General features: G+C 41.3%; 25 protein-coding genes. 23 read left to right on the forward strand and 2 right to left on the reverse strand.

Going from position 1 to position 25905, the window contains the following annotated elements; genetic code table 11:
* Positions 1–16: 16 nt before the first annotated feature.
* The 3 genes from EGX73_RS13125 (at position 17) to EGX73_RS13135 (ending at position 1786) form a co-directional block, all read left to right on the forward strand.
* Positions 17–385, forward strand: a complete 369-nt coding sequence (locus EGX73_RS13125; protein WP_029486815.1) for an iron chaperone — start codon at positions 17–19, stop codon at positions 383–385.
* Positions 386–540: 155 nt separating this feature from the next.
* Complete coding sequence (locus EGX73_RS13130) at positions 541–1311, forward strand: AraC family transcriptional regulator (RefSeq protein ID WP_051661454.1); 771 nt, start codon at positions 541–543, stop codon at positions 1309–1311.
* A complete protein-coding gene (locus EGX73_RS13135) occupies positions 1298–1786 on the forward strand; it encodes a pyridoxamine 5'-phosphate oxidase family protein (protein WP_029486813.1) in 489 nt (162 codons plus the stop codon). Before EGX73_RS13130 ends, EGX73_RS13135 begins: the two co-directional genes overlap by 14 nt.
* A gap of 252 nt (positions 1787–2038) precedes the next feature.
* Here EGX73_RS13135 and efbA read toward each other — a convergent pair whose 3' ends face one another.
* The gene (gene efbA / locus EGX73_RS13140) at positions 2039–3736 is read right to left on the reverse strand and encodes a fibronectin-binding protein EfbA (protein WP_003126598.1); all 1698 of its coding nucleotides are present in this window, start codon (positions 3734–3736) and stop codon (positions 2039–2041) included.
* A gap of 200 nt (positions 3737–3936) precedes the next feature.
* Complete coding sequence (locus tag EGX73_RS13145) at positions 3937–4326, reverse strand: DUF1622 domain-containing protein (protein ID WP_003126597.1); 390 nt, start codon at positions 4324–4326, stop codon at positions 3937–3939.
* A 140-nt stretch (positions 4327–4466) separates the two neighbouring features.
* Here EGX73_RS13145 and EGX73_RS13150 point away from each other — a divergent pair, with 140 nt between their 5' ends.
* The 20 genes from EGX73_RS13150 to EGX73_RS13250 all read left to right on the forward strand — a co-directional run bounded on the left by EGX73_RS13150 (position 4467) and on the right by EGX73_RS13250 (position 25837).
* Positions 4467–5039, forward strand: coding sequence for a hypothetical protein (locus tag EGX73_RS13150; protein ID WP_005473153.1), 573 nt, complete (start codon positions 4467–4469; stop codon positions 5037–5039).
* Between the two features lie 362 nt (positions 5040–5401).
* The gene (trpX, locus tag EGX73_RS13160) at positions 5402–6460 is read left to right on the forward strand and encodes a tryptophan ABC transporter substrate-binding protein (RefSeq protein WP_005473151.1); all 1059 of its coding nucleotides are present in this window, start codon (positions 5402–5404) and stop codon (positions 6458–6460) included.
* 173 nt (positions 6461–6633) lie between these two features.
* Positions 6634–7518, forward strand: a complete 885-nt coding sequence (locus EGX73_RS13165) for an ABC transporter permease (protein WP_003126593.1) — start codon at positions 6634–6636, stop codon at positions 7516–7518.
* Complete coding sequence (locus EGX73_RS13170) at positions 7518–8276, forward strand: ABC transporter ATP-binding protein (RefSeq protein WP_123866997.1); 759 nt, start codon at positions 7518–7520, stop codon at positions 8274–8276. The genes EGX73_RS13165 and EGX73_RS13170 overlap by 1 nt, the downstream gene beginning before the upstream one ends.
* A 418-nt stretch (positions 8277–8694) precedes the next feature.
* Positions 8695–9564, forward strand: coding sequence for a shikimate dehydrogenase (aroE, locus tag EGX73_RS13175; protein WP_005473148.1), 870 nt, complete (start codon positions 8695–8697; stop codon positions 9562–9564).
* Between the two features lie 33 nt (positions 9565–9597).
* Positions 9598–10623, forward strand: coding sequence for a 3-deoxy-7-phosphoheptulonate synthase (aroF, locus tag EGX73_RS13180; RefSeq protein WP_003126590.1), 1026 nt, complete (start codon positions 9598–9600; stop codon positions 10621–10623).
* An 83-nt stretch (positions 10624–10706) separates the two neighbouring features.
* The gene (gene aroB, locus EGX73_RS13185; RefSeq protein ID WP_005473147.1) at positions 10707–11759 is read left to right on the forward strand and encodes a 3-dehydroquinate synthase; all 1053 of its coding nucleotides are present in this window, start codon (positions 10707–10709) and stop codon (positions 11757–11759) included.
* A gap of 22 nt (positions 11760–11781) precedes the next feature.
* Positions 11782–12948 carry a chorismate synthase gene (aroC, locus tag EGX73_RS13190; protein WP_003126588.1) on the forward strand — a complete coding sequence of 389 codons (1167 nt, stop codon included), beginning with the start codon at positions 11782–11784 and terminating at the stop codon, positions 12946–12948.
* Positions 12949–13025: 77 nt separating this feature from the next.
* On the forward strand, positions 13026–14111 hold the full coding sequence (locus EGX73_RS13195; protein ID WP_003126587.1) for a prephenate dehydrogenase: 1086 nt from the start codon (positions 13026–13028) through the stop codon (positions 14109–14111).
* A 10-nt stretch (positions 14112–14121) separates the two neighbouring features.
* Complete coding sequence (gene aroA, locus EGX73_RS13200) at positions 14122–15408, forward strand: 3-phosphoshikimate 1-carboxyvinyltransferase (protein WP_005473144.1); 1287 nt, start codon at positions 14122–14124, stop codon at positions 15406–15408.
* Positions 15405–15911: a shikimate kinase gene (locus EGX73_RS13205; protein ID WP_123866998.1), complete on the forward strand. Its 507-nt coding sequence runs from the start codon at positions 15405–15407 to the stop codon at positions 15909–15911. The genes aroA and EGX73_RS13205 overlap by 4 nt, the downstream gene beginning before the upstream one ends.
* The gene (gene pheA / locus EGX73_RS13210; protein WP_003126584.1) at positions 15912–16787 is read left to right on the forward strand and encodes a prephenate dehydratase; all 876 of its coding nucleotides are present in this window, start codon (positions 15912–15914) and stop codon (positions 16785–16787) included.
* A complete protein-coding gene (locus tag EGX73_RS13215; RefSeq protein WP_021149691.1) occupies positions 16750–17214 on the forward strand; it encodes a GNAT family N-acetyltransferase in 465 nt (154 codons plus the stop codon). Before pheA ends, EGX73_RS13215 begins: the two co-directional genes overlap by 38 nt.
* 131 nt (positions 17215–17345) lie before the next feature.
* Entirely contained in the window at positions 17346–18602 is a 1257-nt protein-coding gene (locus tag EGX73_RS13220; protein ID WP_123866999.1) for an LCP family protein, read from the forward strand.
* Positions 18603–18698: 96 nt separating this feature from the next.
* Entirely contained in the window at positions 18699–19547 is an 849-nt protein-coding gene (locus EGX73_RS13225) for a DegV family protein (RefSeq protein ID WP_005473140.1), read from the forward strand.
* 210 nt (positions 19548–19757) lie between these two features.
* Positions 19758–20237 carry a DUF6530 family protein gene (locus EGX73_RS13230; RefSeq protein WP_003126580.1) on the forward strand — a complete coding sequence of 160 codons (480 nt, stop codon included), beginning with the start codon at positions 19758–19760 and terminating at the stop codon, positions 20235–20237.
* Positions 20238–20253: 16 nt separating this feature from the next.
* A complete protein-coding gene (locus tag EGX73_RS13235) occupies positions 20254–22524 on the forward strand; it encodes an AAA family ATPase (protein WP_123867000.1) in 2271 nt (756 codons plus the stop codon).
* A gap of 627 nt (positions 22525–23151) precedes the next feature.
* Complete coding sequence (locus EGX73_RS13240; protein WP_003126577.1) at positions 23152–23334, forward strand: hypothetical protein; 183 nt, start codon at positions 23152–23154, stop codon at positions 23332–23334.
* Between the two features lie 165 nt (positions 23335–23499).
* A complete protein-coding gene (locus EGX73_RS13245; RefSeq protein ID WP_003126576.1) occupies positions 23500–24219 on the forward strand; it encodes an ATP-binding cassette domain-containing protein in 720 nt (239 codons plus the stop codon).
* Entirely contained in the window at positions 24203–25837 is a 1635-nt protein-coding gene (locus tag EGX73_RS13250) for a hypothetical protein (RefSeq protein WP_123867001.1), read from the forward strand. The genes EGX73_RS13245 and EGX73_RS13250 overlap by 17 nt, the downstream gene beginning before the upstream one ends.
* Positions 25838–25905: the final 68 nt, after the last annotated feature.

Consider the following 25905-nt stretch of genomic DNA (forward strand, 5'->3'; position numbering starts at 1 on the left):
AAAGGAAGGTTACGAAATGGATCAGTTTCAAGAGTACCTAACAAAAGAATTGTCAGAGGCACAGCGAAAAGTCCTGGAGCCATTATTTGAACATATATTAACTGAATTCCCGGATTTGCAGACTCGAATTGCTTGGAACCAGCCGATGTTTACGGATCATGGAACCTTCATCTTGGGGATTAGCAGTTCGAAGAAACATTTCTCAGTCTCGCCAGAAGTGAAAACGATGGCCTTGTTCAATACCCGCATTGAAGCAAGTGGCTATTCACAAACAAAAAACATTTTTCGTATTTTATGGGATCAGCCGGTTGACGAAAAGCTGATCTTCGACATTATCCGTTTTAATATGAAAGACAAAGCGGATTGTCAAACCTTTTGGCGCTAGATAGTCGTTCTGAAAATAAATTTTAATGGCCAACAAAAAAGACGATTTATTCGTCTTTTTTGTTGGTTTAAATCCGGGATCATCAGACAATAGCGACCGAATTATGCTAAAATAGTGGAAAATACACGAAAATCCTTTTAAAAATACCAACTATTGTGAACGAAAGTACAATCTATTTACAAGAACAGCAACGGCGAATCATTGATGTTGCGCTGGAGGTTGGATTCAATAATCCTATTTCTTTTTCGCGATCGTTTAAAGAAGTTTATGGCATTTCACCCTCACACTATCAGAAACAGTTGCTCCCATTACAAAATTTCGATAAACCAGATTTATCCCTGAGCCATATTGTGGTAGAGGAAGGGGAACCGTTGATCAGTGAAGGGGTCGTCTTAGCAATACAGCAGAAAACAATGGATCAGCCGCGGGTTTTCAATGGTATCGTTGGTTATTATCCTTTCAAGTACGGCAAAATGCTAGGAGAAAGAACCGGCGTAGATCCAGTTGAAAAGATTTGGCAAGACTTTTTTCACGCTTGCGCCAATCATCCATTTTTGCGAGCAGAGACGCTCATTGGTGTTTCCTATCCAGGAGAGGCACCAGCAGGTCATTCCAGTTATTTTGTCGGGGCAGAATCTGTCACCGGAAGATATGAGAAAGACATGAGCCATCTGACAAGCTGGACATTACCGGCCCGTGACTATGTTGTTTGCAGCTTTGAGACGACTAAAGCACAAATGATCGTCGGGATGGGTAAGGCAATGAGGTATACTCGTTTTTGGCTAAAAAAACACGGTTTGATAGCGGATGGCTTTTTTCCTGAGCTTTATCGACAATCGCAAGCGGAGATCATGATTGTCGAATTATGGATTCCTTTTAAAACAAGAGAAAATTTTCAAGGAGGAAAAACAAATGATGAATTATGAAGAGGGCCAGACATTACTGGAAGAAAAGTTTGGTAACGACAAAGACAATTTGATCTCTTTAGCAACGATTGCGCGCAATTGCGGTGAAAATGGGCTGCCTCGTCCTATGGTGCGGGATGTCGATGCTTATTATGAGAATGGTGTCTTTTATGTATCGACCCATGAAAGCTCCAACAAAATCCAGCAAATCAAAGAAAATCCCGAAGTTTCTATCGCAGTCTGTGGCGAATGGTTTACCGCTAATGGCATCGGAGAAAATCTAGGATGGGTCTTGGATCCAAAAAATGCGGAATTGAGAAAGAAAATTCGCAAGGCGTTTGTTTGGTACGATGAAGTTAATGATGAAGCGGATCAAGGCTGTTGTTTTCTTGCCATTTGGTTAACGAAAGGGACATTGAATATCAATCACTGGGAAAAGCTCTATCATTTTGATTTTGAAAATAAGCGCATGATTGATCAAAATGATACTTTTTAACCACCAACAATGCATCGATTCCATTGATCAGTCATCTGGACTAGCGTTGTTTCGATGAAATGGCTTGGCTGATGTGTCCGAGAGCTTCTTAGCGTTTCCAAGTATTTTTCCATAAAAAATGAGCCACTTACGGATTTGTTCTATCCACCCATTCTCAGCGATTGACGAGAAGGTTGTGTGTTAGAGACATGTAAGTGGGTCATTTTTTTAATTCTTCGCCAACTTTTTTGGAACATCAGCAAAAGAACAGCGTTAGTTTTGTTTTAAATCCAAAATTGTTTCCTCAGGTGTTACATAATAAGTCGTCTGGTTCTCATAAATCACAAAGCCTGGTTTTGCACCATTTGGTTTGCGAATATGTTTGACTTGTACCAAATCCACAGGTACTTGTGCGGAGTGGCGGTATTTCGAGAAGTAGGCAGCTAATTCTGCGGCTTCCAAGATTGTTTCTTCGCTAGGTGAATCCGACCGAATGATCACATGAGACCCGGGGATATTTTTCGTATGGAGCCAATAATCTGTTTTACGTGCCGTTTTTAAAGTTAACTGATCGTTTTGCAGATTGTTTTTGCCTACCAGAATCTCCGTTCCATCAGAAGAGAGAAAACGTTCCGGTTGCGAGGGCGTTTGTTTTTTCCGTTGTTTCGTCCGATTTTTGACATATCCTTGGGCAGCAAGTTCTTCGCGAATCGTCAAAAGATCTTTCGGTGCGGCAATTTCCAACTGTGCTTCTACTGATTCCAAATAGGCGATCTCATCTTTTGTTTCAGCAATTTGCTGATGAATCAGTTTGACAGCATTTTTCAGCTTTTGATAACGCTGGAAATATTTTTGCGCGTTCTGGTTGGGTGTCAAGGCCGGATCTAAGGCAATTTTTATTGGTTTGTTCTCATCATAGTAATTAGCTAATTCCACTTCGCCTGCACCGCGAGGGACTTGCGCCATGAAAGTCGTTAAAAGCTCGCCTTTTTGACGGAATTCTTCCGCATTCTCAGATTCTCGCAAAGTTTGCTGTCTTTTTTCTAGCTTGTGCTTGTTTCGCTTCAGCTCATTGTCGATTTTTTTCAGCAATTCACTGCCTTGCTGTTTTACTCGGTCACGGTCAGCTTTTTCATGATAAAACGCATCAAGCAATTCGCTTAGACTCTGGTAAGTTTCCTGCCAGTCCGCTTGTTCCATCAGTGAATGAAAGGGGACCGGAGTAAAGAATTCTTTGTTCCCGGATTTTAAGTAGGTAGGAACAGGATCCGCTAGCTCGGCAAAAAATTCTTCCCAAACGGTTACTTTTTCATTTGGTCGTTCTTTCAGACGAGATACCAGCTCATCTGCCGTATCCCTGCCAAATCCTTGAAAAGTCTGCTGCAAGACTTTGGGCGACAATTCTTCTAGACGAGACAGCATTTCAAAGACTTTTGTTTGATTGAGTGTATACGGATCAACAGTGTCTTGTTTTGGCGGAGCAACATAAAGGGACCCTGGCAGCAAGGTACGATACGTATTTTGCGAATGGCCAATGTGCTTGATCGTATCAACGATTTTACCGGTTGCCCGATTCATTAAGAGAATCGTGCTGTGTCTGCCCATCAATTCAACGATCAAAACAAAGTTTTGTAAATCGCCTAATTCGTCACGACGAGTAAAATGGAAATGAACGACTCGATCATTCGCAACTTGTTCAATCGTTTCCAGGATTGCGCCATCTAAATACTTCCGTAACATCATCAAAAATGTTGGAGGTGTTTCTGGGTTGGTATAGGTAGCTTGTGTACATTGAATCCGAGCATAGCTCGGATGGGCAGATAGCAATAATTTGTGATTTTTCCCTTGAGAACGGATCACGAAGATCACTTCGTTCTCATAAGGCTGGTGAATTTTATTCACTCGACCATTAACGAGTTCATTTTGTAATTCCTGAACCATCAAGTGGGTAAAGATGCCATCGAAGGACATTTGTTTCCCTCATTTCTGTTTTATCAAACTTTTTTCTCATTCAATTTTTGAGGTCAAGACATTTGACCGATAAAGGCAAGTAAAATTAACGAATCCAGATTGAATCGAGTAGTTCTATTATAACGAAAAGAAACCAGAAAGACCAATCCTGATCCAAGCAGGACATACCCCATCAGATTTAGGATATATTGAAGCATTCACTAAGAGTCCGTTTTATTGTTTTGTGCATCCTTTAGGGCTTTTTCAATCTCCATATTCAAGAAATAGGAAATGACTGTTCGAATGACTACGACTACTGCTAAGCGGACGATATCGGCAAATGTCGGATGGATGATGGTCTCAATGATATCTGCAGCAATCAAGATCTCCAAACCAAGCAAAACATAACTGCCGAGAAAATTTCGAATAAAATTGTTTTCTCTGGCCGCACTCATACGGTCTTTCGCTTTTATTTCAAAACGAATAAAATCAAAACCAGCTTTTACAACTCCCCACACAAGCACTAAAATTGAAAGCAGATTCAGACAAACGACGATTAAATCTAAAATGGGGATTGCATTATCCATTAAAAGTTCAGCAAGATCAGCCATGACTAACTCCTTTGGTTTTTTCTCTATCTTATCGAATTTTACTTAATATGGGAAGTTATATGGGAAGTTTCTTGACGCTCCAAAGACATCTTGCTAGTATAAAGATAAGTTGATGGCAGATGAAAAGGGCGGGGTTTAGGATGGAGCGATTCGAGAATTTTTTTCAGTTGGTAAAAGTGAAGATGCGAGAAAGCTGGGAAGCTTTTGTCCAAAGTGTCTACCAAAATCAGCGTAAGACCATGTATTATTTAGGTACAGGTATTCTACTTGCTGTGCTATTTGCTGTAGTGATTATTACTTCTCAAACGAGGATCAAAACATCGCTGATCCACAAGATGGCTTTTGAAGAATTGCCTTCTGATAAGATCGAACCATTAGAATATGCAGAAGCAGATCAAACGATTCGGGACACAAAAGCCATTTCGGTGATGTTTAGTAAACCGAATGGCGAAGAGTTGGCAGAAGTGTTTCAATTGTTTAATGATAAAGAGAGTGAAATGAATCGATCCGTGTACTATTATCCGATCGTATATGATACACAGTCTTTTTTAGATACTTACGGTGTAAAAGCAAATGAAATCACCTTTGTTTTCTTTGAAAACGGGCAAGAGAAAAATCGGTTTACTTATCAATCACTTAAAGATCCTGCAGAAGAATTTATTCCTGAATTGAATCGGTTACCAATGTGGAATATTCGCAAATTAGCAGAGTAAGAAAAAATCTGACAATTTGAATAAAAGTTATTGACGTTCTTTTATTAATACGCTAAACTAAGTGAAATAAAGTTAAACAAATGGAAAAAGGAGGAGCTAATATGAGACTATTTTACGCATTGCAATCAAATTCATGGCAAAACTGGCGTAGATAGTTGTATTGGTGGACCTCAATCCATAGATACAACTTTTTAGAGAACCTTCTAAAGTGCTGTATCTATGCTGGTAAATGAATCTTTCACCGCATAGAACGATTAGTCTATGCGGTTTTTGCTTGAAGCAACTGCCGGATTGTCGGCAGTTGCTTTTTTTAGTTCTCAAGTATAAACAAAAAAATGAGAAAGAAGCGAGGAGAGTTAAAAATGAAAAACAAAGGATTAATTGCTGCAGTTATTGTTATTTTTGGATTTTTATTGGCGGCTTTTGGGTACCAAATGGGAGCAAAACAAACAGGAGAATCCGCTGAACAACCGACGGATCAAACAGCAAAAAAAGAACACAAAACGGTGGGTATTCTGCAATTTGTCAGTCATGAAGCGCTCGACGAAATCACTCGAGGCGTCAAAGAAGGGTTAAAACAATCGGGTTATACCGAAGGGGATAATTTAACAATCGAATTTCAAAATGGCCAAGCGGATCAAAGTAAATTAGCGACCATGAGTCAGCAATTGCTGAACAAAGGCGCTGATGTATTAGTAGGGATAGCAACACCTGCTGCTCAAGCATTGGCTAATACTACTAAGGATGTGCCAATCGTTTTAGGCGCAGTGACCGATCCGGTTGGGGCCAATCTAGTGGCTGATATGGATAAACCTGGAGGAAATATCACTGGAGTATCAGATAAAACACCAGTAGCTGCTCAGTTTGAATTAGCCCAAGAATTGATGCCAGAGGCAAAATCAGTTGGTATCTTATATTCTTCAACAGAGGATAACTCCAAGTATCAAGCAGCAGAAGCAGAAGCGGCCGCAGAAAAATATGGCTTGACGTCAAAAAAATATGCAGTTCCTTCAAGCAATGAAATTGCTCAGACGGTACAGGTGATGGCAGAAACCGTCGATTTCATTTTTATCCCATTGGATAATACGATTGCCAATGCGATGCAGACGGTTGTCGGAGAAGCAAACAAAACGAAAACACCAATCATCACCTCAGCAGAAACCATGGTGCAACAAGGTGGCTTGGCGACTGTGGGTCAAAATCAGTTTAGCTTAGGCGTCCAATCAGGTAAAATGGCAGCTGCGATCTTAAAAGGGGAATCTGATCCAGCAACAACCCCCATCTATACTTTTAAAGATGGCGATACGGTTATTAATGAAAAGCAAGCTGAATTTCTTGGCATCACTATTCCAGAAGCACTCAAAGAAAAAGCCAGACTCATTTCTGACGAAGCGACCGAAACAACATCAAGCACAGACTAACCATTGAAACAGCTGCTCTTAAAAGGGTTATAGCAATGCTAACTAACGTTTCATAAAGAAACAAGAAAAAAATCTATTGCTTTTAAGGAATATGTGTCCTGACAGAAACTTCTTGTTGTCAGGACAGGGGTTTGGAAGACAGATAGAAAAACAAGTAACGAGGAGGAAAAAAAATGATCGTTTCAGCGATTGGGCAAGGATTCCTTTGGGGGATTCTTGGGTTAGGTATTTTTATGACGTATCGAATTTTAAATTTTCCAGATATGACTACTGAGGGCTCTTTTCCTCTTGGCGGCGCGGTCTGTGTGACTGCTATCACGCAAGGTGTCTCACCGATAGTAGCTACTCTTTTAGGGGTTGGTGCGGGGATGTGTGCCGGATTAGTAACTGGTCTTTTATATACGAAAGGCAAGATCCCAGTAATTCTAGCTGGAATCCTTGTGATGTCGGGACTAAATTCAGTGATGCTGTTTGTGATGCGCTCGCCAAATCTTTCTCTATTGAATCAACCAAAAATCCAAGATTTCTTCACGAAGCTAAATTTGCCTAATTACTTTGATACTGTGTTGATCGGATTAGTGATGGTATTAGTGATCGGGGCTGTCTTGCTATTCTTTTTCCATACCAATCTTGGGCAAGCCTATATTGCTACAGGAGACAACGAGCATATGGCTAAATCACTAGGGATCAATACAGACACTATGAAGATCATTGGCTTAGTTGTTTCCAATGGAGTGATTGCATTATCTGGGGCATTGATCGCCCAAAATGATGGTTACGCAGATGTTAGTAAAGGAATCGGCGTCATTGTAATAGGGTTAGCATCGATTATCATCGGTGAAGTATTATTTGGCGAACTAACATTATTGGAGCGGCTCGTAGCGATTGTTGTGGGCAGTATCATTTATCAGCTGTTGATCCTATTTGTGATCAGAGCTGGCTTTGATACTACTTACTTAAAAATCTTTTCGGCGATCGTCTTGACGCTTTGTCTATTGATCCCGCAATTCAAAAATGCACTGCACTTGCGGACGGGTTTCGAAAAGGAGGAAGAATGATGTTAACGATCAATAAAGCAACCAAAATCATTGGCAATGGTCCTCATGAAAAGAAGACGCTCTTACAGAAAGTAGATTTAAAACTGCAATCAGGGGAATTTGTGACTGTAGTCGGCGGCAATGGTGCTGGAAAAAGTACATTGTTTAATTGTATATCCGGTTCACTGCCACTTACTAGTGGTCAGATCTTGATCGATGACCAAGATGTCACGCAGTTGTCAGAAGAAAAAAGAGCTGCTTACTTGTCAAGAGTCTTTCAAGACCCTAAAATGGGCACTGCGCCGCGAATGACCGTCGCTGAAAATCTATTGTTGGCGCAACGTCGTGGACAGAAAAGGAATTTGCATTTGCGCCAATTACAAGCACAAAAAGATATTTATTACCAATTATGTCAAGAAGTGGGCAACGGGCTCGAACAACATTTGGATACACCAACAGGAAATTTATCTGGTGGGCAACGCCAAGCATTGAGTCTTTTGATGGCAACGATCCAGACCCCAAAATTGCTGCTCTTAGACGAGCATACTGCGGCATTGGATCCGAAAACGTCTAAACAGTTGATGCAAATCACTGCAGATCGAGTGGAACAACAACAGTTGACTTGCTTGATGATCACTCATCGCATGGAAGATGCTCTAAAATATGGCAACCGATTGATCTTACTTCGTAAAGGGCAGATCGTGAAAGATTTATCCGCAGCAGAAAAAGCGCAGCTTCGTTTGCAAGATCTATTACTATTCTTTGAAGACGACCTTTAGAAAACCGAATCTACCAGTGAAAATCGCAGAAAAAAATAAATGAAAACCAGTGAAATGAAAAAAATAAGAAAAAATCATTGACAACTTTCAAAGTTCAACCTATACTTAGGACAATCTTACATCAGTTTGGAGCGAACAATCATGAAACAATTGCAAGAGAACCCCTCACAACTGAATAAATATTACTTTAGCTATTTTAGATAGGTTTGTATTCATGAAAGACATGGGTACAAACACTCGTTTGTATCTATGATGGCTAAGGCATTTCGTAATGACTTTAAAGCCACGTAGATCGTAAAATCTATAGTGGCTATTTTTTATATTCACATATCAGCTGATATGTAATGTTTGAAGGTGTTCACTGTAGATTCTATCAATTTACAGTGGACATCTTTTTTTGTTGAAAGGAATGAATAGGATGAACCAATTAATCACTGGACACACCCGTTTAGCAGCGTTGTTTGCGAAACCTGCCAAACACAGTATCTCGCCAGCCATGCATAATCTTTCTTTTGAAGATCAAAAAGTGGATGCTGTCTATCTAGCTTTTGATGTTGATCCAGAAAGTTTAGCAGCAAGTATCCAAAGTATTCGTCAGCTTGATTTGTTAGGAGTCAATTTATCGATGCCGCACAAAATGGCAGCTGTTCCTTTAGTCGATGAATTATCTCCTGCCGCAGAACTGATTGGTGCTATCAATACAATCGTCAACCACAAAGGTCATTTGATCGGTCACAATACGGATGGGATTGGATTTATGCGAGCGCTAGGAGACATCGAGGTCTCGATTATTGGCGGTACCATGACAGTTATCGGCGCTGGTGGAGCTGCTACAGCAATTATTAGTCAAGCTGCCTTAGATGGGGTAGAAACCATTCATGTTTTTAATCGAAACGATGAATTTTATCCAGTGATTGAAAGCAAGCTGCAACAAATCGCGGCGGCTACTACCTGCAATATCACACTTGGTGATCTAGATGATCAGCAAGCATTGGGTCTGGCGATCAAAGAGAGCCAATTGCTAGTAAATGCGACTGGTGTTGGAATGAAGCCGCAGGAAGATGCCAGCCCATTAAAAGACCGCGGAATGTTACGAGAATCGTTGGCAGTTTATGACGTGATCTATAATCCGCGAGAAACACGGCTGTTGCGTGATGCAAAAGCCGCGGGAGCAAAAACAGCCAATGGGTTAAGTATGTTGCTTTACCAAGGCGCGGCGGCTTTTGAGCTATGGACTGATAAAAAAATGCCGATTGAGAAAGTCAAAACACTGATTGAAAAAATGTAAAAAAACTAATAACTATGAAGGTAGGAAGAAAAAATGATCGTAATTATGAAACCAAATGCCACGGCAGAACAAGTAGAAGTTGTTGTGAAACGAATCAAAAAAGAAGGATTAGATGTACAGGTCAATCAAGGGAAGGAACAAATCGTCATTGGACTTAAAGGAGATACGCGTCTGATCCAAGATGTCGCTTTTCGCAGCTACGATGGTGTAGAAGACGCAATTCGTATTTCCAATACGTACAAATTGACTTCGCGGGAATTTCATCCGCAGGACACGGTAGTTGATGTTGATGGTGTCAAAATCGGAGATGGACATTTCGTAACAATGGCTGGCCCATGTTCGATCGAAGGATTAGAACAAATCCGTGAATGTGCACGGATCGCCAAAGCTGGCGGTGCTCAAATCTTACGAGGAGGTGCTTTCAAACCTCGGACCTCTCCTTACGCTTTCCAAGGTCTGGAAGAAGAAGGGCTGAAATACATCCGTCAAGCTGCTGATGAAACAGGGATGAAAGTCATCACTGAAGTAATGGACGAAGGACATATCGATATGGTTGCGGAATACAGCGATATTTTGCAAATCGGTGCTCGTAACATGCAGAATTTCAAACTATTAGCGGCTGTCGGTAAAACAGGAAAACCTATTGGATTGAAGCGGGGAATTTCAGGAACAATTGATGAATGGTTGAATGCTGCAGAATACATTGCTGTTCAAGATAAAAGTGAAGTGATCTTCATTGAGCGGGGAATTCGAACATACGAAACAGCAACGCGGAATACATTCGACCTTAGTGCTGTACCGATCATCAAAAAGTTGAGTCATTTCCCAATTATCGTTGATCCTAGTCATGGGACAGGTATCTGGGATCTAGTTCCGCCAATGGCTAGAGCTGGGGTTGCTGCGGGCGCAGACGGCATGATCGTTGAGATCCATCCAGATCCGGCAAATGCTTGGTCTGATGGTCCTCAATCATTGAACGAAAAAACCTACATGAATATGATGAATGAAGTCCATATCATGGAAAAAGCGATGAAAGAAATCAAAGCACTGCAAAAATAATCGTCGTTTTTCAGCTGAGAGTGACAGCTATTTCAGAAGAAATCAAGTCATTGTGAAGTCTAAAAAAAGGAGTGTACCATTTGATGTTACACATAAATTTAGCAGAACATTCGTATGATATTGTCATTCAACGAGGTGCCTTTCAAGAAGTAGGGAAATGGGTCAAAGGACTTTGGCAACCTCAAAGGATTGCAGTGATTACGGATAGTAACGTTTCCCCAATCTATGGACAAGTCATTATTGATGCGCTTACTCATGAAGGATTTGCAGCAAAATTACTTGTTGTTCCAGCGGGCGAAAAGAGCAAGTCTCTTGAGCAAGCGACGATTCTTTATGATCGTTTAGCAGAACTTGGGTTGACCCGAAGCGATGGAATAATTGCGCTGGGCGGCGGAGTAATCGGTGATTTAGCAGGTTTCGTGGCTTCGACCTATATGCGAGGGGTCCATTTTCTTCAGATTCCCACGACTCTATTGGCGCAAGTAGATTCTAGTATTGGCGGCAAAACAGCTGTCAATACTGGAAATGCTAAAAATTTGGTTGGAACCTTTGCCCAACCCGCTGGTGTTTTGATCGATCCAGAACTTTTACGATCATTACCACTTTATCGCGTACAAGAAGGAATTGCGGAGATCATTAAGTCGGCAGCAATCGCTGATGACCAGCTATGGCAAAAACTAGCCGAATTGCAAGATGAGGCGGCATTATTGGACCATGCAGAACAAGTGATCACCGCGGCTTTAACGGTCAAACGAAAAGTTGTCGAGGAAGACCCTTTCGATCATGACAGTCGCTTGATGTTGAATTTCGGCCATACCATCGGACATGGGCTAGAAAAAACAGCAGCGTTTGAAATCAGCCATGGTGCAGGAGTAGCAATCGGCATGGTGATGATCACCCAACACGCGGAGTCCATCGGATTATCTCCAAAAGGAACTACGGCCCAATTAATAGAAATGATCAGCAAGTTTCATTTGCCTACTCAGTCAGAATCGCTTGACAAAGATCAGTTGTATCAAGCGATCACTCATGATAAAAAGACCCGAGGAAACCAATTGAAGATTATTTTGTTAGAAAAAATCGGTCAAGCGAAGATCGTTACGATCCCTACAGAAGAAATTAAAAATTATTTATAAAAAAGAGAGGAAGCGACGGATGATGCGTTATATTACAGCAGGTGAATCCCACGGACCTGAATTGACCGCAATTATTGAAGGTCTACCAGCGGGATTACCCTTAACAGCAGCAGATATCAATCACGAACTAGCGAGAAGACAAACGGGTTATGGCCGCGGCGGTCGCATGCTGATTGAAAAAGACCAAGTCCGTATTACTTCCGGCATCCGACATGGAAAAACATTAGGGTCGCCTGTGACATTGGTGGTGGAAAATAAAGACTGGAAAAATTGGACGAAAGTGATGGCAATCGAGGAAGTTCCTGAAAAAGATCGGAAATTACGACGAGTGGCTCGGCCTAGACCAGGACATGCAGACTTGGTCGGAGGCATGAAATACCGTCATCAGGATTTGCGAAACGTCTTAGAGCGTTCCTCTGCGCGGGAAACAACGATGCGAGTGGCCATTGGTGCAATTGCCAAAAAAATCTTAAAGGAATTAGAGATTGAAGTGGCTGGCCATGTGACAATGCTTGGCGGCATAAAAGCAGCTATTCCTGATGGTTTGACTGTTCAAGAAATTGCCGAGCGCTCCGAAGCATCTGAAGTTCGGGTGTTGGATCCTTCTGTCGAAGAAGAAATCAAGCAATTGATCGACCAAACCAAGAGAAATGGGGATACGATTGGTGGCGTCGTAGAAGTTCTAATCGGGGGTGTCCCCGCTGGTCTAGGCAGTTATGTGCAGTGGGATAAAAAATTGGATGCCAAAATTGCGCAGGCCGTGGTTAGTATCAATGCATTTAAAGGTGTTGAATTTGGTGTCGGATTTGAAGCAGGAGTCTTACCCGGTTCGCAAGTGATGGATGAAATCCTCTGGGATCAGCAAAAAGGATACACGCGTCGCAGCAATAATTTGGGCGGATTTGAAGGAGGAATGACAAATGGAGAACCGATTGTTGTTCGTGGAGTGATGAAGCCCATTCCAACGTTATACAAACCGTTGCAAAGCGTTGATATCGATAGCAAAGAGCCCTACAAAGCAAGTGTTGAACGTTCAGATAGTACGGCAGTTCCTGCAGCCAGTGTGGTTTGTGAAAATGTCGTTGCTACAGTAGTAGCCAATGAAATACTCGAAAAATTTCCGAGTGACTCCTTTGAAGAATTACAAACAGCTGTCCAAGAATACCGTGACTACTTGCTTCATTACTAAAATTCATTACTAAAAGTAGTAGAGTTTATCCCACTACTAAAAAATATCTTGAGAAAAAGGAAACGAGGGACATTCCAATGTCACAAAAAATCATGATCGCTGGTCTAGGATTGATCGGTGCTTCGTTGGCAAAATGCATCAAAAAAGCTGTTGCTGACAGCTATCTGATTGGCTGGGATCATTGTGAATCGACCAATGAAATTGCCATACAGTCACAGATTGTTGACTTCGTGCCAGCTTCATTTACTGAAGGAGCGATCCAATCAGATATCATCATTTTGGCACTTCCAGTGGAGATCACGAAAGCTTATTTGGCTGAATTGGGAAGAGTAACTTTAAAGTCAAATGTCTTAGTAACGGATACTGGTAGTACAAAAGCAGAGATTGTTCAATTTGCGCAGCAATTCTCCTTTGATTTTATTGGCGGTCATCCTATGGCTGGCTCTCATAAATCGGGTATTTTAGCAGCAGATGAGAATTTATTCGAAAATGCCTACTACATTTTCACCCCGACTACTAGCAACCGCATGAATGAACTGCAGCGATTGTTTCAAGGGACCAGAGCAAAATACGTCGAATTGGCACCAAACGAGCATGATCAAATCACTGGAATGCTAAGTCATTTACCTCATATTATTGCTTCCGGGTTAGTCAATCAGGCGAATACGTTTAATCAATCACAGCCTAGGGCTCAGCAACTAGCCGCAGGAGGGTTTCGGGACATCACTCGCATTGCTTCTTCCGATCCCCGCATGTGGACGGATATTTTATTAAGTAATCGACAGGAGCTTTTGCAGCTAATCGCAACCTGGCAAAAACAAATGGAGCAAGTATCACAGTGGTTGCTGACCAAAGATGAAAAAGCAATATTCCGTTTTTTTGAAGATGCTAAAGAAACAAGAGACCATTTACCTATCCACCAAACTGGAGCAATTCCAGCGTTCTATGATCTATTGATCGATGTTCCGGATCATCCGGGTGTGGTAGCAGAGGTCACCCAGCTGTTAAGCACGGGCAATCTCTCATTGATCAATTTAAAAATTTTAGAGACGCGTGAAGATATACTTGGTGTCTTGCAGATTTCTTTCAAAAGTCAAAAAGAGCTGCAGCAAGCCCAGCAGCTGATCACTGAAAATACGACCTATCAATGTCGGATAAAATAGGAGAACAATGATGAAACTACTTAAAGCTAACCACCTAAGAGGCACACTGACAGTCCCTTCAGATAAATCTATTTCTCACCGCAGCATCATGTTTGGTGCATTAGCAGAAGGGACGACGACGGTTCGTAATTTTTTAAGAGGGGAAGATTGTCTTAGTACCCTTCACGCTTTTCAAGAATTGGGAGTCCCCATTCAAGATGACGGCGAGACGATCACGATCACTGGTCAAGGGTTTGGCGGTTTGAAAGCTGCTGACCGTTCGATTGATGTAGGAAATTCAGGCACAACGATTCGTTTAATGATGGGTATTTTAGCCGGGCAACCTTTCACGACTACTTTACTGGGGGATGATTCGTTGAATCAGCGACCAATGAATCGAGTGATGTTGCCATTGAATCAAATGGGTGCGAGACTTAACGGCAGCAATGAAAGTGAGTTTCCACCGATTACTATTCAAGGTACACGCGATTTAAGCCCAATCGATTATTCAATGCCTGTTGCTAGTGCACAGGTCAAATCAGCGTTACTTTTTGCCGCATTGCAAGCACAGGGTACCTCCCGAATCGTCGAGAAAGAACCGAGCCGCAACCATACGGAAGAAATGATTCGTCAATTTGGCGGCGAGATCACGGTTAAAGGAAAGGAGATTCAAATTACAGGTCCTCAATCCTTTGTTGGACAAGAAGTGATTGTACCAGGTGATATTTCTTCAGCTGCTTTTTTCTTAACCGCAGGAGCTGTTTTACCCAATAGTGAAATCACGCTAGAAAATGTTGGGATTAATCCGACGCGAACAGGAATTTTAGATGTGCTGGAACAAATGGGTGCTCAGATTTCACTGACAGCGATCGATCAGAACAATCAATCAGCTACGATTACTATTCGTTCTTCTGCATTAAAAGGAATCGAGATCCAAGGCGCGATCATTCCTCGACTCATTGATGAATTACCAATCATCGCTTTGTTAGCTACACAAGCTGTCGGCCAAACGGTGATTCGTGATGCTGAAGAATTGAAAGTCAAAGAGACGAACCGAATCGATGCGACCGCAGAAGAATTAACGAAACTGGGAGCAGATATCACGCCAACGGAAGATGGATTGATTATTAATGGTCCGACGCCCCTTCATGGTGGTAACGTGTCCAGTCGCGGCGATCATCGAATTGGTATGATGCTGCAAGTAGCTGCTTTATTGACGCAAGAAGATGTGGAATTAGAACAGGCGGAAGCAGTAGCGGTCTCCTACCCCCACTTCTTTGAGGATCTCCGCCAATTAACTGGAGGTGATGTTGAATGAAAGGAATCGTTTTGATCGGTTTTATGGGTGCTGGTAAAACAACTATTGGCCGCTTATTAGCAGAACGATTACAGTTGGCACATGTTGATTTTGACGATCTGATCGTTGAATCGATCGGCATGACGATCCAAGACTATTTTGATCGTTACGGGGATGCCGCTTTTCGAGAAAAAGAAACGGAGATTTTGACTCATTCATTAACACTTGATCAAGTGATCTCTACTGGTGGCGGCATCATCCTAAAAGAAGAAAATCGGCAACTATTGCAGCAATTTCCGAAAGTCGTCTATTTAAAAACGGAGCCAGAAGAATTGCTCGATCGGTTGAAAAAGGATACGGTCAATATTCGTCCGCTTGTCGTTTCGAAATCGCCGGCAGAAATCATTGATATTTATCGTCCAAGAATGCCACTATACGAAGAAAGTGCGACAGTAGTGATCGATACCACCCGCAAATCTCCAGCAGAGATCGTGACTGAAATCATTCAAAAAGCAGGTGAATAAATGAAGATTGGTTATCTAGGCCCAAAAAACTCCTTCACTTATCGAGCCGCCTGTGAATCTTTTTTAAATGAAGAAATGGTTCCTTTTGGATCGATCCCATTATGTATTCAAGCATTAGTAGCAGGGGACATCCAACGAGCGGTAGTCCCCAATGAAAATTCATTAGAGGGTTCGGTTCATGCAACAATCGATACACTTTTCCGACAAAAGGAACTGATCATTGAACAAGAAGTGATTTTGCCTATCAACCATCAGCTACTGACCATTCAGTCAGGACAGCCGATTTCCAAAATCATTTCTCATCCACAGGCTTTGGCCCAATGTGCGGAGTTTTTGCAACATAACTTCCCAGATGTTCCTATTGAAGCGGTGGCATCGACGACTGCTGCTGCCGTCTTTGTCGCAGAGCATCCAGCGGAGCCGGTAGCAGCCATTGCTTCCAAAGAAGCAGCCCATGCTTATGGTCTATTCATTCAGGAAAAAAATATCCAGGATACGACTAGCAACCAAACTCGTTTTTGGATCTTGCAAAAAGACACAAACGAATCGAGCGTTTTCCATGATAAGGCAACGAAAGCCACGATCTATGTGACCTTGCCTACCAATCGACCAGGTAGTCTGCATCAGATTTTGGCCGCTTTTGGCTGGCGCGGCATTGACTTGAGCAAAATCGAATCCCGACCATTAAAAACGAGTCTAGGGGAATATTTTTTTGTGATAGATTTAGTGCTAAATCAGCCTTGGGCCTTGGTTGAGAATGCCTTAGAAGAAATCAGGATGTTAAATTGTAATGTCCATCTTCTAGGTTCGTATGCTGTGAAGAAAATAGGTGAAGGAAATGAAAGAGAGGAAAATCAGTCCTTGCGAGGATGCTGATTTATTAGCTAAACTTTATCAAAGTGTTCAAGAGGTCCATCATCAATTGATACCTAACGTTTTCAAATCCTTTGACTACGAGGCATTCCGCGACTTGTTACAGGATTTGCTTGCCGCAGAAACGCATCATTTTTTTGTAGCCTGGCAAAAACAACCTTGCGGATTTATTCATCTAAAAGAGATTGAGTTATCGGATACACCGCAAATGGTCTCTCAACGTCGACTTGAGATCGAAGCGTTATCGGTTGAAAATGCGTACCAAAAGCAAGGGGTCGGTGAAGCCTTATTAACCCATGCCGCAGATTTTGCTCGAGAAAAGCAGTTTGCAACCCTCACTTTGAATTTCTGGGCCAAAAACCAAGTGGCTGATTTTTACCAACGAAATGGTTTTCAAGTTGAACGTTACAGAGCAAGCAAGATTTTATGAGCCGCTTTTCATCTTTCTATCAAAAAGTTGCTAGGAAAATCTTAAAATTTAAAAAAATAGCTTTCTTTCTTTTTTTCGTAAGGTATTCTTATAAGAAAGAAAAGCTTTTTTTATTTGGAGGAAACTGTCCTATGAGTCGAATGGACCGCAACAAAAACTTGCATGAACAATTAGCGAAAGAAGAGCAACGAGCTGCTCATAAAGAAACGATCTTTGCTCGTCGAGAAACAAAATCTGTGAGAAGACCTCAAAAGGAAGAAGAGTATTCAGCAGAAAACGATTTTGCACAACAAAGGGAGAACGACCAAACAAGTCAGAAGCGGTCTTCTGGCAATCATTCGTCAAAAAAAACAACCCTTCAGCGGCCGAATCTGTTAACTGGCAAAAAAAACAAGTCAAAATCCTTTGGTAAACAAAAGGATTTCGGCAACAATGGTCAGTCTGTTAACAAGAAGCCAGCGAAACAAGAGCAGAAAGTAAAATCAAAAGAAGCTAAACGTAAGAAACGGCCAATTTTGCGTTTCATCCTGTATGTGCTAGTGTTTGTACTTGCTTACTCGATCGTGGCTTTTGTGGCAGGGCAGCAGGTGGCCAAAAGCGATGCACAAGTCTCAGAGACGGAAACGTTTGATGGTGTAGCATCTGCGAACGGAGCAAAAAATATTTTGCTTTTAGGAAGCGACAGCCGTAAAGGCGAAACTGGTCGTGCAGACACGATCATGGTGCTGCAATTGGATGGCCCTTCAAAGAAACCAAAGCTGCTTTCTTTCATGCGGGATACGCTAGTCACGATTCCGGGATATGGAGAAAACAAGATCAATGCAGCTTATGCATTTGGCGGGGCAGAGTTAGTTCGGCAAACGTTAGCTGAAAATTTCGGAATCCAAACGAATTATTATGTCAAAGTAGACTTTCAATCTTTCGAAAAAGTGATTGACACTCTTTTTCCTAGTGGTGTACCGATCAACGCTGAGAAAGATATGAGTAAAAACCTTGAAGTCCCTATCAAGAAAGGGCAACAGAATATGAACGGTTTAGAATTATTGCAATATGCGCGGTTCCGTATGGATGAAGAAGGCGACTTTGGGCGTGTGCGTCGACAACAACAAGTGATGGATGCTGTGTTTAATGCCATGAAGAATCCTTTATCCATCGTTAAATTGCCATACGCAGCAGGGAAAGTCCTAGGGTATGCTTCTACTAATCTGCCAGTTAGCTTCTTGCTGAGAAACACATTTTCGATTGCCAAAGGCGTAGGGGGCATTGATCGCTTAACTGTTCCTGTCGATGATTCATGGCAGTATGGCTCAACCTATGAAGCAGGAAGTGTGCTGGTCATCAACTTTGATACCAATAAACAAGCCATCGAAAGTTTCTTAAATCAGTAAGTTTAACTGAAAACTTTTTGAAAAGAGTTTTGAAAGCTTACTGGTTTATGCTATATTATTAATGACGTTTGAAATATGTTGAAACGAGGAAAAGAAATGAAATTAGCCGTTGTTACTGACAGTACAGCTTACTTGCCTGAACGCATCCAGGATCACGCTGACTTGTTCGTTATCCCAATACCTGTTATTTTAGATGGAAAAAGCTATAACGAAGGGATCGACATTCAGCCAGATGAATATTACTCTTTGCTGAAAAACAGTAAAGAATTTCCTAAAACTTCTCAACCTGTCCTTGGTGAAGTGATTGCATTATACGAAACCCTTGCCCAGAAAGGTTATGATACGATCTTAAGTATTCACCTTTCTAGCGGCATTTCTGGCTTTATCAATACGTTATATGGTATCAAAGATGATATCAAAGGCGCGCGGGTTATTCCCTATGATTCTAAAATCACCAGCATGCCAATGGGACATATGGTAGAAGCTGCGTTGGATCTGAACCAACAAGGCAAAACCATTGAAGAGATCGTGACCCACATCGATCGCATCCGCGATAATACGTATGCTTATTTGATCGTAGATGACTTAAACAATCTCGTGCGAGGCGGACGTTTAACAAATGGTGCTGCATTGATCGGCGGATTATTGAAGATCAAACCGATCTTGACTTTTGACGAAGGAAAAATCGTGCTTTATGAGAAGATTCGTTCCAGTAAAAAAGCTTTTAATCGCGCAGAAGACATTATTGGTCAAAGAGAATCAGAAATCGCTTACCCAGTGAAATTCTATGTGATCCATGCCAATAACTTGTCTGTGGCTTTAGAGGAAAAAGCAAAGCTGCAAAAGAAATACCCTGATGCCGAAATCGAAGTGGGTCATTTTGGTCCTGTGATTGGTTCTCATTTGGGTGAAAAAGCGATTGGGATTGCCATCGCAGCGCAATAATAAAAGTGAGTTATTTATTCCTATGCAATTATTTGATTTTTATAAAAATACCTATGTTACTTAGAAGCTTGTCAAGGGATTCCTTTTGCTAGTTTCTGGTCACATGGGTATTTTTTTGCTTTAAAAGCATCTTGCTTGTTTATCCGATTCACACTGACTATACTTAATCCAATTACTACTTTAGTAAATTACTAAACAGGAGGATGGAAAATGAAAATACCAGAAAACTTAAAACACAAACCCGTCATCAAAGTTGAAGACTATGATACAGTAGATGGACGCTATGCGCTTCATACGGATGCGAAAGGCTTATCGTTGGGTCTGGCACAATGGAATGATCGAGGAAAGGTAGATATCTCAGGGAAAGTATGGCGGCACACGGGGGAAAAGTGGTCTCGTCAATCAGAAGAACTCCCATTATCACGGATTCTTGACTTAGCGATCCTTGTCGCGCAATCTAGCCTCTATTTTCAAGATGCCTATCGTCATGAAAAGTTTTATGATCCAGAAAACCCACTCATCGATATTATTGGACTGCAAGGAAATCGGATGACAGTAGAAGTTGATACAGACAATCCTAAAATTGATGAGGATATTCTATTGTTCTATGATGCCTTGCAAAAAGATGGTGAATTGATCGGTGAACGTTTTCGAATTTTAAGTCGGTTGTTAAACGAATTGGGCTATTAAGAAAGGAGGAATCTACATGGGGATCAATCGTACCCCTTTTACTTTGACAGAAGGTCGACAGTTCAGCAAGTTAGAACAGCAAATGATTTGGAAAAAACCAGCGAGTCATCAGACAAGTCAAGAAGAACTGCGGATCGCTCAAGAAATCAAGCTAAACTGGCAAGATCCAGAGATGAAGATTTTCAATGTTTTATTGGAAGGAGATGCTGGCTCTGGAAAAACGCAATTAGCCAAAGCTCTCTCCTATGATCTTCAATTGCCTTATACCAAAATCACCTGTTTTGCTGATATGGATAAATCAGATGTTTTTGGTGCATTGTTGCCGATCGTAGCAACAGATCAAGAAGAAGACAGTGAATTGTTAGAAGCGATCTATTTGAGTAATAGCTTAGATCAGGTCATTCAAGTGATTGCGGATCACTATTCGCTCACCAGTGAAGGTGCCCGAGAAAAATTAGCAGACTTGATTCGACGACTTGAAGAAATAGATACGACCGATGTCGTTCATTATAAATTTTATCCTTCGGAAATCGTTCGTGCGATGGAAAAAGGGTATCTATTAGAAATCCAAGAACCAACAGTCATCCGGGATGCCTCGGTACTCGTCGCTCTCAACTCTGCATTGGAGCAAAATGGGATGCTGAATCTGCCAACTGGCGTTGTCAGGCGCCATCCGGATTGTGTCGTCATTATCACAACAAATCGGAACTATCAGGGCAATCGTCCATTGAATGAATCTCTTAGAGATCGGATGCAACATGCGGAAAAAATGGACCTTCCTGAACTATCTGTGATGGTCGCACGGGGACTTGCTAAAACCGGCTTTCAAGATCAAGCGATCGCTAGCAAAATGGCAGAGATTATTCGACTTCTCGATACTTCTGCACGAGCAAATGCCATCAAGGGTGTGGCTGGTATGCGATCTTATTTTTATTGGCTGAATACGGTTAAAAATGGGCATTCACCTTTAAATACGTTAGCGGTCAAAGTCTTATACAAGTTAACGACAGATCCAGACGAATTGCGTCTGCTGCAAGAAGCCCTCGATCAATCAGAATTGCTCTTAGAGCTAAGACGTTTGTATCAAGGACAGAAAATGAGTCATCGACAACCAATACATGGACGCATCGTATCTGCTGAAGAGGCGGATGCGCGAAATATTGAAGAAGCATCCTTGCAGATGGGGACAGCAGCTAGTACTGAAAAAACAGCAGAGACACTGGAGACACCTGAGGTGCTAGATACACAGGAAACAAACCAAGATAATCAGGAAGCGGTGCCTCAAGACACTATAGATGGAGACTCTTTAGAGAGCCAACATTCGTCTGATGAGGGACACACAAAGGAAGGAAGTGAACAATCTGCTCAAGAACCTTCCAGTCAGCATCTTTCGATCGAAGAATTCAGGCAATTGGATAAAGAAGTAAGAAAACAAGCAAATCAAGAAGCGCGGCAAGCGCTAAAACAATCTATCCATGCGAAAGAAGGATTGATTGTGCATCGGCCAAAACTCCAAGAAAATGCTTCTCAGAAAGCCCAACAACTTCTAGCACCGTTGTTGCCTGTGGTTGAAACAATAACAAAACAGTTGCTTGAATTATTAGAAAATGAAGCAGCTTCTTCTTATGGCAAAGGAAAATATAGCGGGACACGCTTTGATGCAAGTCGTGTTGCTTATGGCGACTTTCGAACATTTGATAAGAAAAATCCTCCTCATGAACAGCCTTCATTAGCGATCGCTTTACGAATCGATGAATCAGGGTCCATGGTACGGGAGGGACGGATCACCGCTGCACAACAAGCTGCACTCGCAGTGAGTGTGTTTGCACAGCGCCTAGATCTCCCGCTGATGATTTATGGCGACACAGCCGATTTGTCTGTACGAGAGAAGACTTCTCTCTATTCTTATAAGGAATTTGCTGAACCTTTTGATTATGTGCCGGCAAAGCTGATGTCTCTTCAACCCCGACAAAACAATCGTGATGGGGCAGTGCTGCGGGTACTAGCTGAAAAACTTTCCCAACAATCTGCTACGACAAAATTACTATTGACGATTAGTGATGGTCAGCCAAAGGCAATGCCAGATTATACGGGCAATAAGGCGAAAGCGGATATTCAAGCAGTCATCAAAGAGTATGAACGCCAGGAAATCATCTTTTTGTCCGCTGCCATCGGACAAGACAAAGACGTCATCAAAGAAATCTATGGCGCGGAAAGATATATCGATATCAGCAATCTTAAAGAATTTCCCAAACAATTATTAACACTGATCAGCCGTTATTTCTAAATTACGATTCATTCGGCTGCTTTTTAAATAACATCCGTCTTGCATAGAAGTGGGAGGCGGATGTTATTTGTTTCTTATAAAAAGAATATGTAAGCTAAATTAAACGAACGTTTTCAATTTCTGCTTCGTATGCTAAACTGATCACAAAGGAGGAACAACAATGACTTTGAATTGGCGTTATATCTATCCTTTCTCTAATGCAGGAGCTTATTTCATTCGAAGAAGAACATTTGAAGAAGAACATTGCGGATGAGTTATGGACTATTTACATTTGTGAGTTCGCTCTTATTTTTTTGTGAAAAGTGGACATTCTTTTTTTTCGTTGGTATGCTCTTGAACGGCGTTTAAAACAGACTTCACAAGACAGTTCTTTTCAAAGTTGGCTCTTTTTACTCCTTATTTTCCTAGGGGTGGTCGGTATTCTATGGATCGGCATGGCAGTTATCTTTTTCCTATATAGTCGTTCATGTGACAAACAATTCCTTTTTTCCGAAGGGGAAAAATCCGTGACGATCCGATTTTTAGTAGGACAATCGCTTCATTTGATGGCTATCGAGGAGACTCTTTTTTCCTTGAACGGGATTGGTTTGGCTTTTTAGATTGGCGATTCATTAGGCGGGATTGTTTTTGAACGAGCCTTTCATGATTTTAGCCAGTTTTTATCAGTTGCCTGCTGGATTACTGAATAGCGGTTCTTCAGTGATATCTTGGGCATGGCATTTACTAATTGGTCTGCTAGGGGTCCTAGGCTGTTGGCTTGGCTACAGGAGCCGGTTGTCTGAAATCGTCAATCGCCATGAAGTAAGTTGATGTGAAAGGATAATGTTCTATCGATGAGAAAAAAATGAACGAGTCTCGTTTGCACTTGCTTGCTAAGATGATGACGGCTACCAACGTAAATCGTTTCACTTAGAAAACCTTGCAAGCGGGATCTCTAGTTAATAATCTTTGTTTTTAAAGAGAAGGGGTGTTTTTTTGTTTTTAGAGATCAATGCTATTTCCAAAAGCTTTGACAAGAAACAAATTTTTGATCAGGTAAGTTATCAATTTGAAACCGGAAAAATCTATGGTATTTTAGGGCGCAATGGGGCAGGGAAAACGACGTTATTCCAATGTATCGCTCGGAATATGACCGTTGATAGCGGGAGTATTTATTTAGTTGAAGACGGCAATCAACGAACCTATGAAAATACAGATGTCGGATTTACATTCACGCAACCGCATCTGCCAGGTTTTATGACGGCGATTGAGTTTTTGCGCTTTTTTATGGATGTCAATCGGGAGCGCATCAAACAGTCGCTTTCTCCAGAAGAATTTTTAATGTCTGTAGGAATTTCTTCAGAAGAGCAGCATCGTTTAATGAAAGATTATTCCCATGGCATGAAAAACAAAGTACAAATGCTTCTTTCTTTGATGGTGCAGCCACCAATCATGTTGTTTGATGAACCATTGACCTCTTTCGATGTTGTAGCTGCCCATGAAATCAAACAAATGATCCGATCAGCAAAAGAGGATTCGATCATACTGTTTTCCACTCATATTTTACAGCTTGCACAAGATTTATGTGATGAAGTGGTCCTACTAAATAATCATCAATTGACCGGGATTGATCCTTCTCACATTCATGAACCAGATTTTGAGAAAGAAATCGTTACTTTGCTGACGGAGGGGGAGCCCGATGCTGCAATGGATTAAACTTTATTGGCTTTATGAAGAGACGATTTTTTCAACGAAAGCGAATGGATTTCTCTATTTTTTGACCAAAATTCCTTTGATTGGAAAACATCTTCCCCGTGATCTTTATGGGCAATACGGTCTCAAAAAAATGCTTTTTACTGTATTATTTAGCTTGCGCTTGATCTTGCCATTTTTCACAAAAATTATTTGGCTGCTTTTTTATTATGCAATTGCCTTGGTTGCTTTTCATGGTTGGGAGAATTTATTTGGCTCTTTTGATCAGTTTGAAGAACAAATAATGATTGCTGGTTTTTATACTTGGCTAGTGGTCGTTGCACTAGCCAGCAATTTTTTTTCTTTGTTCTCATTTACATTAGATCAAAAAGCGATTGAATTCACGGATTACTTCATGGTGTCAAAACGACAGTATTTGCGAATGAATCTTTTCTTTAAGACGATCCAATCCATTATTTATTATCTACCAGCATTTTTGTTGTACAGCTTTTTTGCTGGCAATAGTTGGCTGACCCTCGTTGGTATCTTTGGTGCTGGCTTTGCTTGTGTGGCAGCTGCCAGTCTAATTCGCTGGGGATTCCAAAAGCAATGGGGCAGTGGCTGGCGCATCGGTTGGCGACTAGCCATATCTATGCTGATTTTAGCGTCGCTCTACGGCTTATTGCTTCAACAGATTATTCCAACTATGACATTCGGGTTGGGACTTTTGGCGTTCTTTCTGATTGCCGGCACTGGCTGTTTTTACTACCTAAAACACTTTACACAAGAAAATGATTTTTTCCTTTATTCTGTTGAAAAAAGCTATCAGCAATTTAGTGTGCTAGAAACCATCAGTTCAGATTCAAGTCAATATCTCAATGAAGGGATTGAAATGCAGAAAAAACTTTCTTTGGATCAGGAGAAGCCACTCACTCATTTGCAAGGATCAGAATACCTCAACGGATTGCTCTTTCAAAGATACCGTAAACTGTTGCGCAAAAAATTGCTGAACCGTGTCGGTATTGTGTCTATTCTATTTCTAGGATTGATTTTATTATCCTTTTTGAAGATTGTTCCATATCCTAATGAAGAGGATCTGACAGCACTACTGCCAGCTCTATTTTTAGTTATGTATTTTGGTTCATTGGGAAAAGCAATCGTCCAAATGGTTTTTGTTAACTGTGACATCTCCATGCTTTACTATCCTTTTTATCGGGAGAAAGAAACGATCCTCAGTGGGTTTAATTACCGTTTTATCAAATCAATGTTTTACAACGGAGTCTTTGCGGGAAGTATTTTTGTCGGCTTCTTATTATGGGACTTGCTAAATGGATTGCAAGCTAGCTGGTATTTCATTGGGGTCTTATTTTTATTATTGACGAGTTTGACAGCATTGTTCTCATTTCATGAATTATTTATCTATTACTTGCTACAACCTTTTACTGGAGATATGAGAGTGGTCAATCCGGTCTACAAATTTGTCAGTGGAGTATTGTATTGGATCAGCTATATCAACCTGCGCCTGCATGTTTCTGGATTTGCTTACTCGATCGTTGTCTCAATGGTCTTATTACTCTATGTTTTTGTCGGATATGTACTAATCATTCGCTTCGCGCCGAAGACCTTTAAAATCAAAGAATAGGAGAGAATCAGGACTGCATTATAAAACCTATTCACAAATGCGAACATATGTTTTATAATGAGAGAAAG

It is taken from the genome of Enterococcus sp. FDAARGOS_553 (assembly GCF_003812305.1).
Lineage (GTDB): Bacteria > Bacillota > Bacilli > Lactobacillales > Enterococcaceae > Enterococcus_D > Enterococcus_D gallinarum.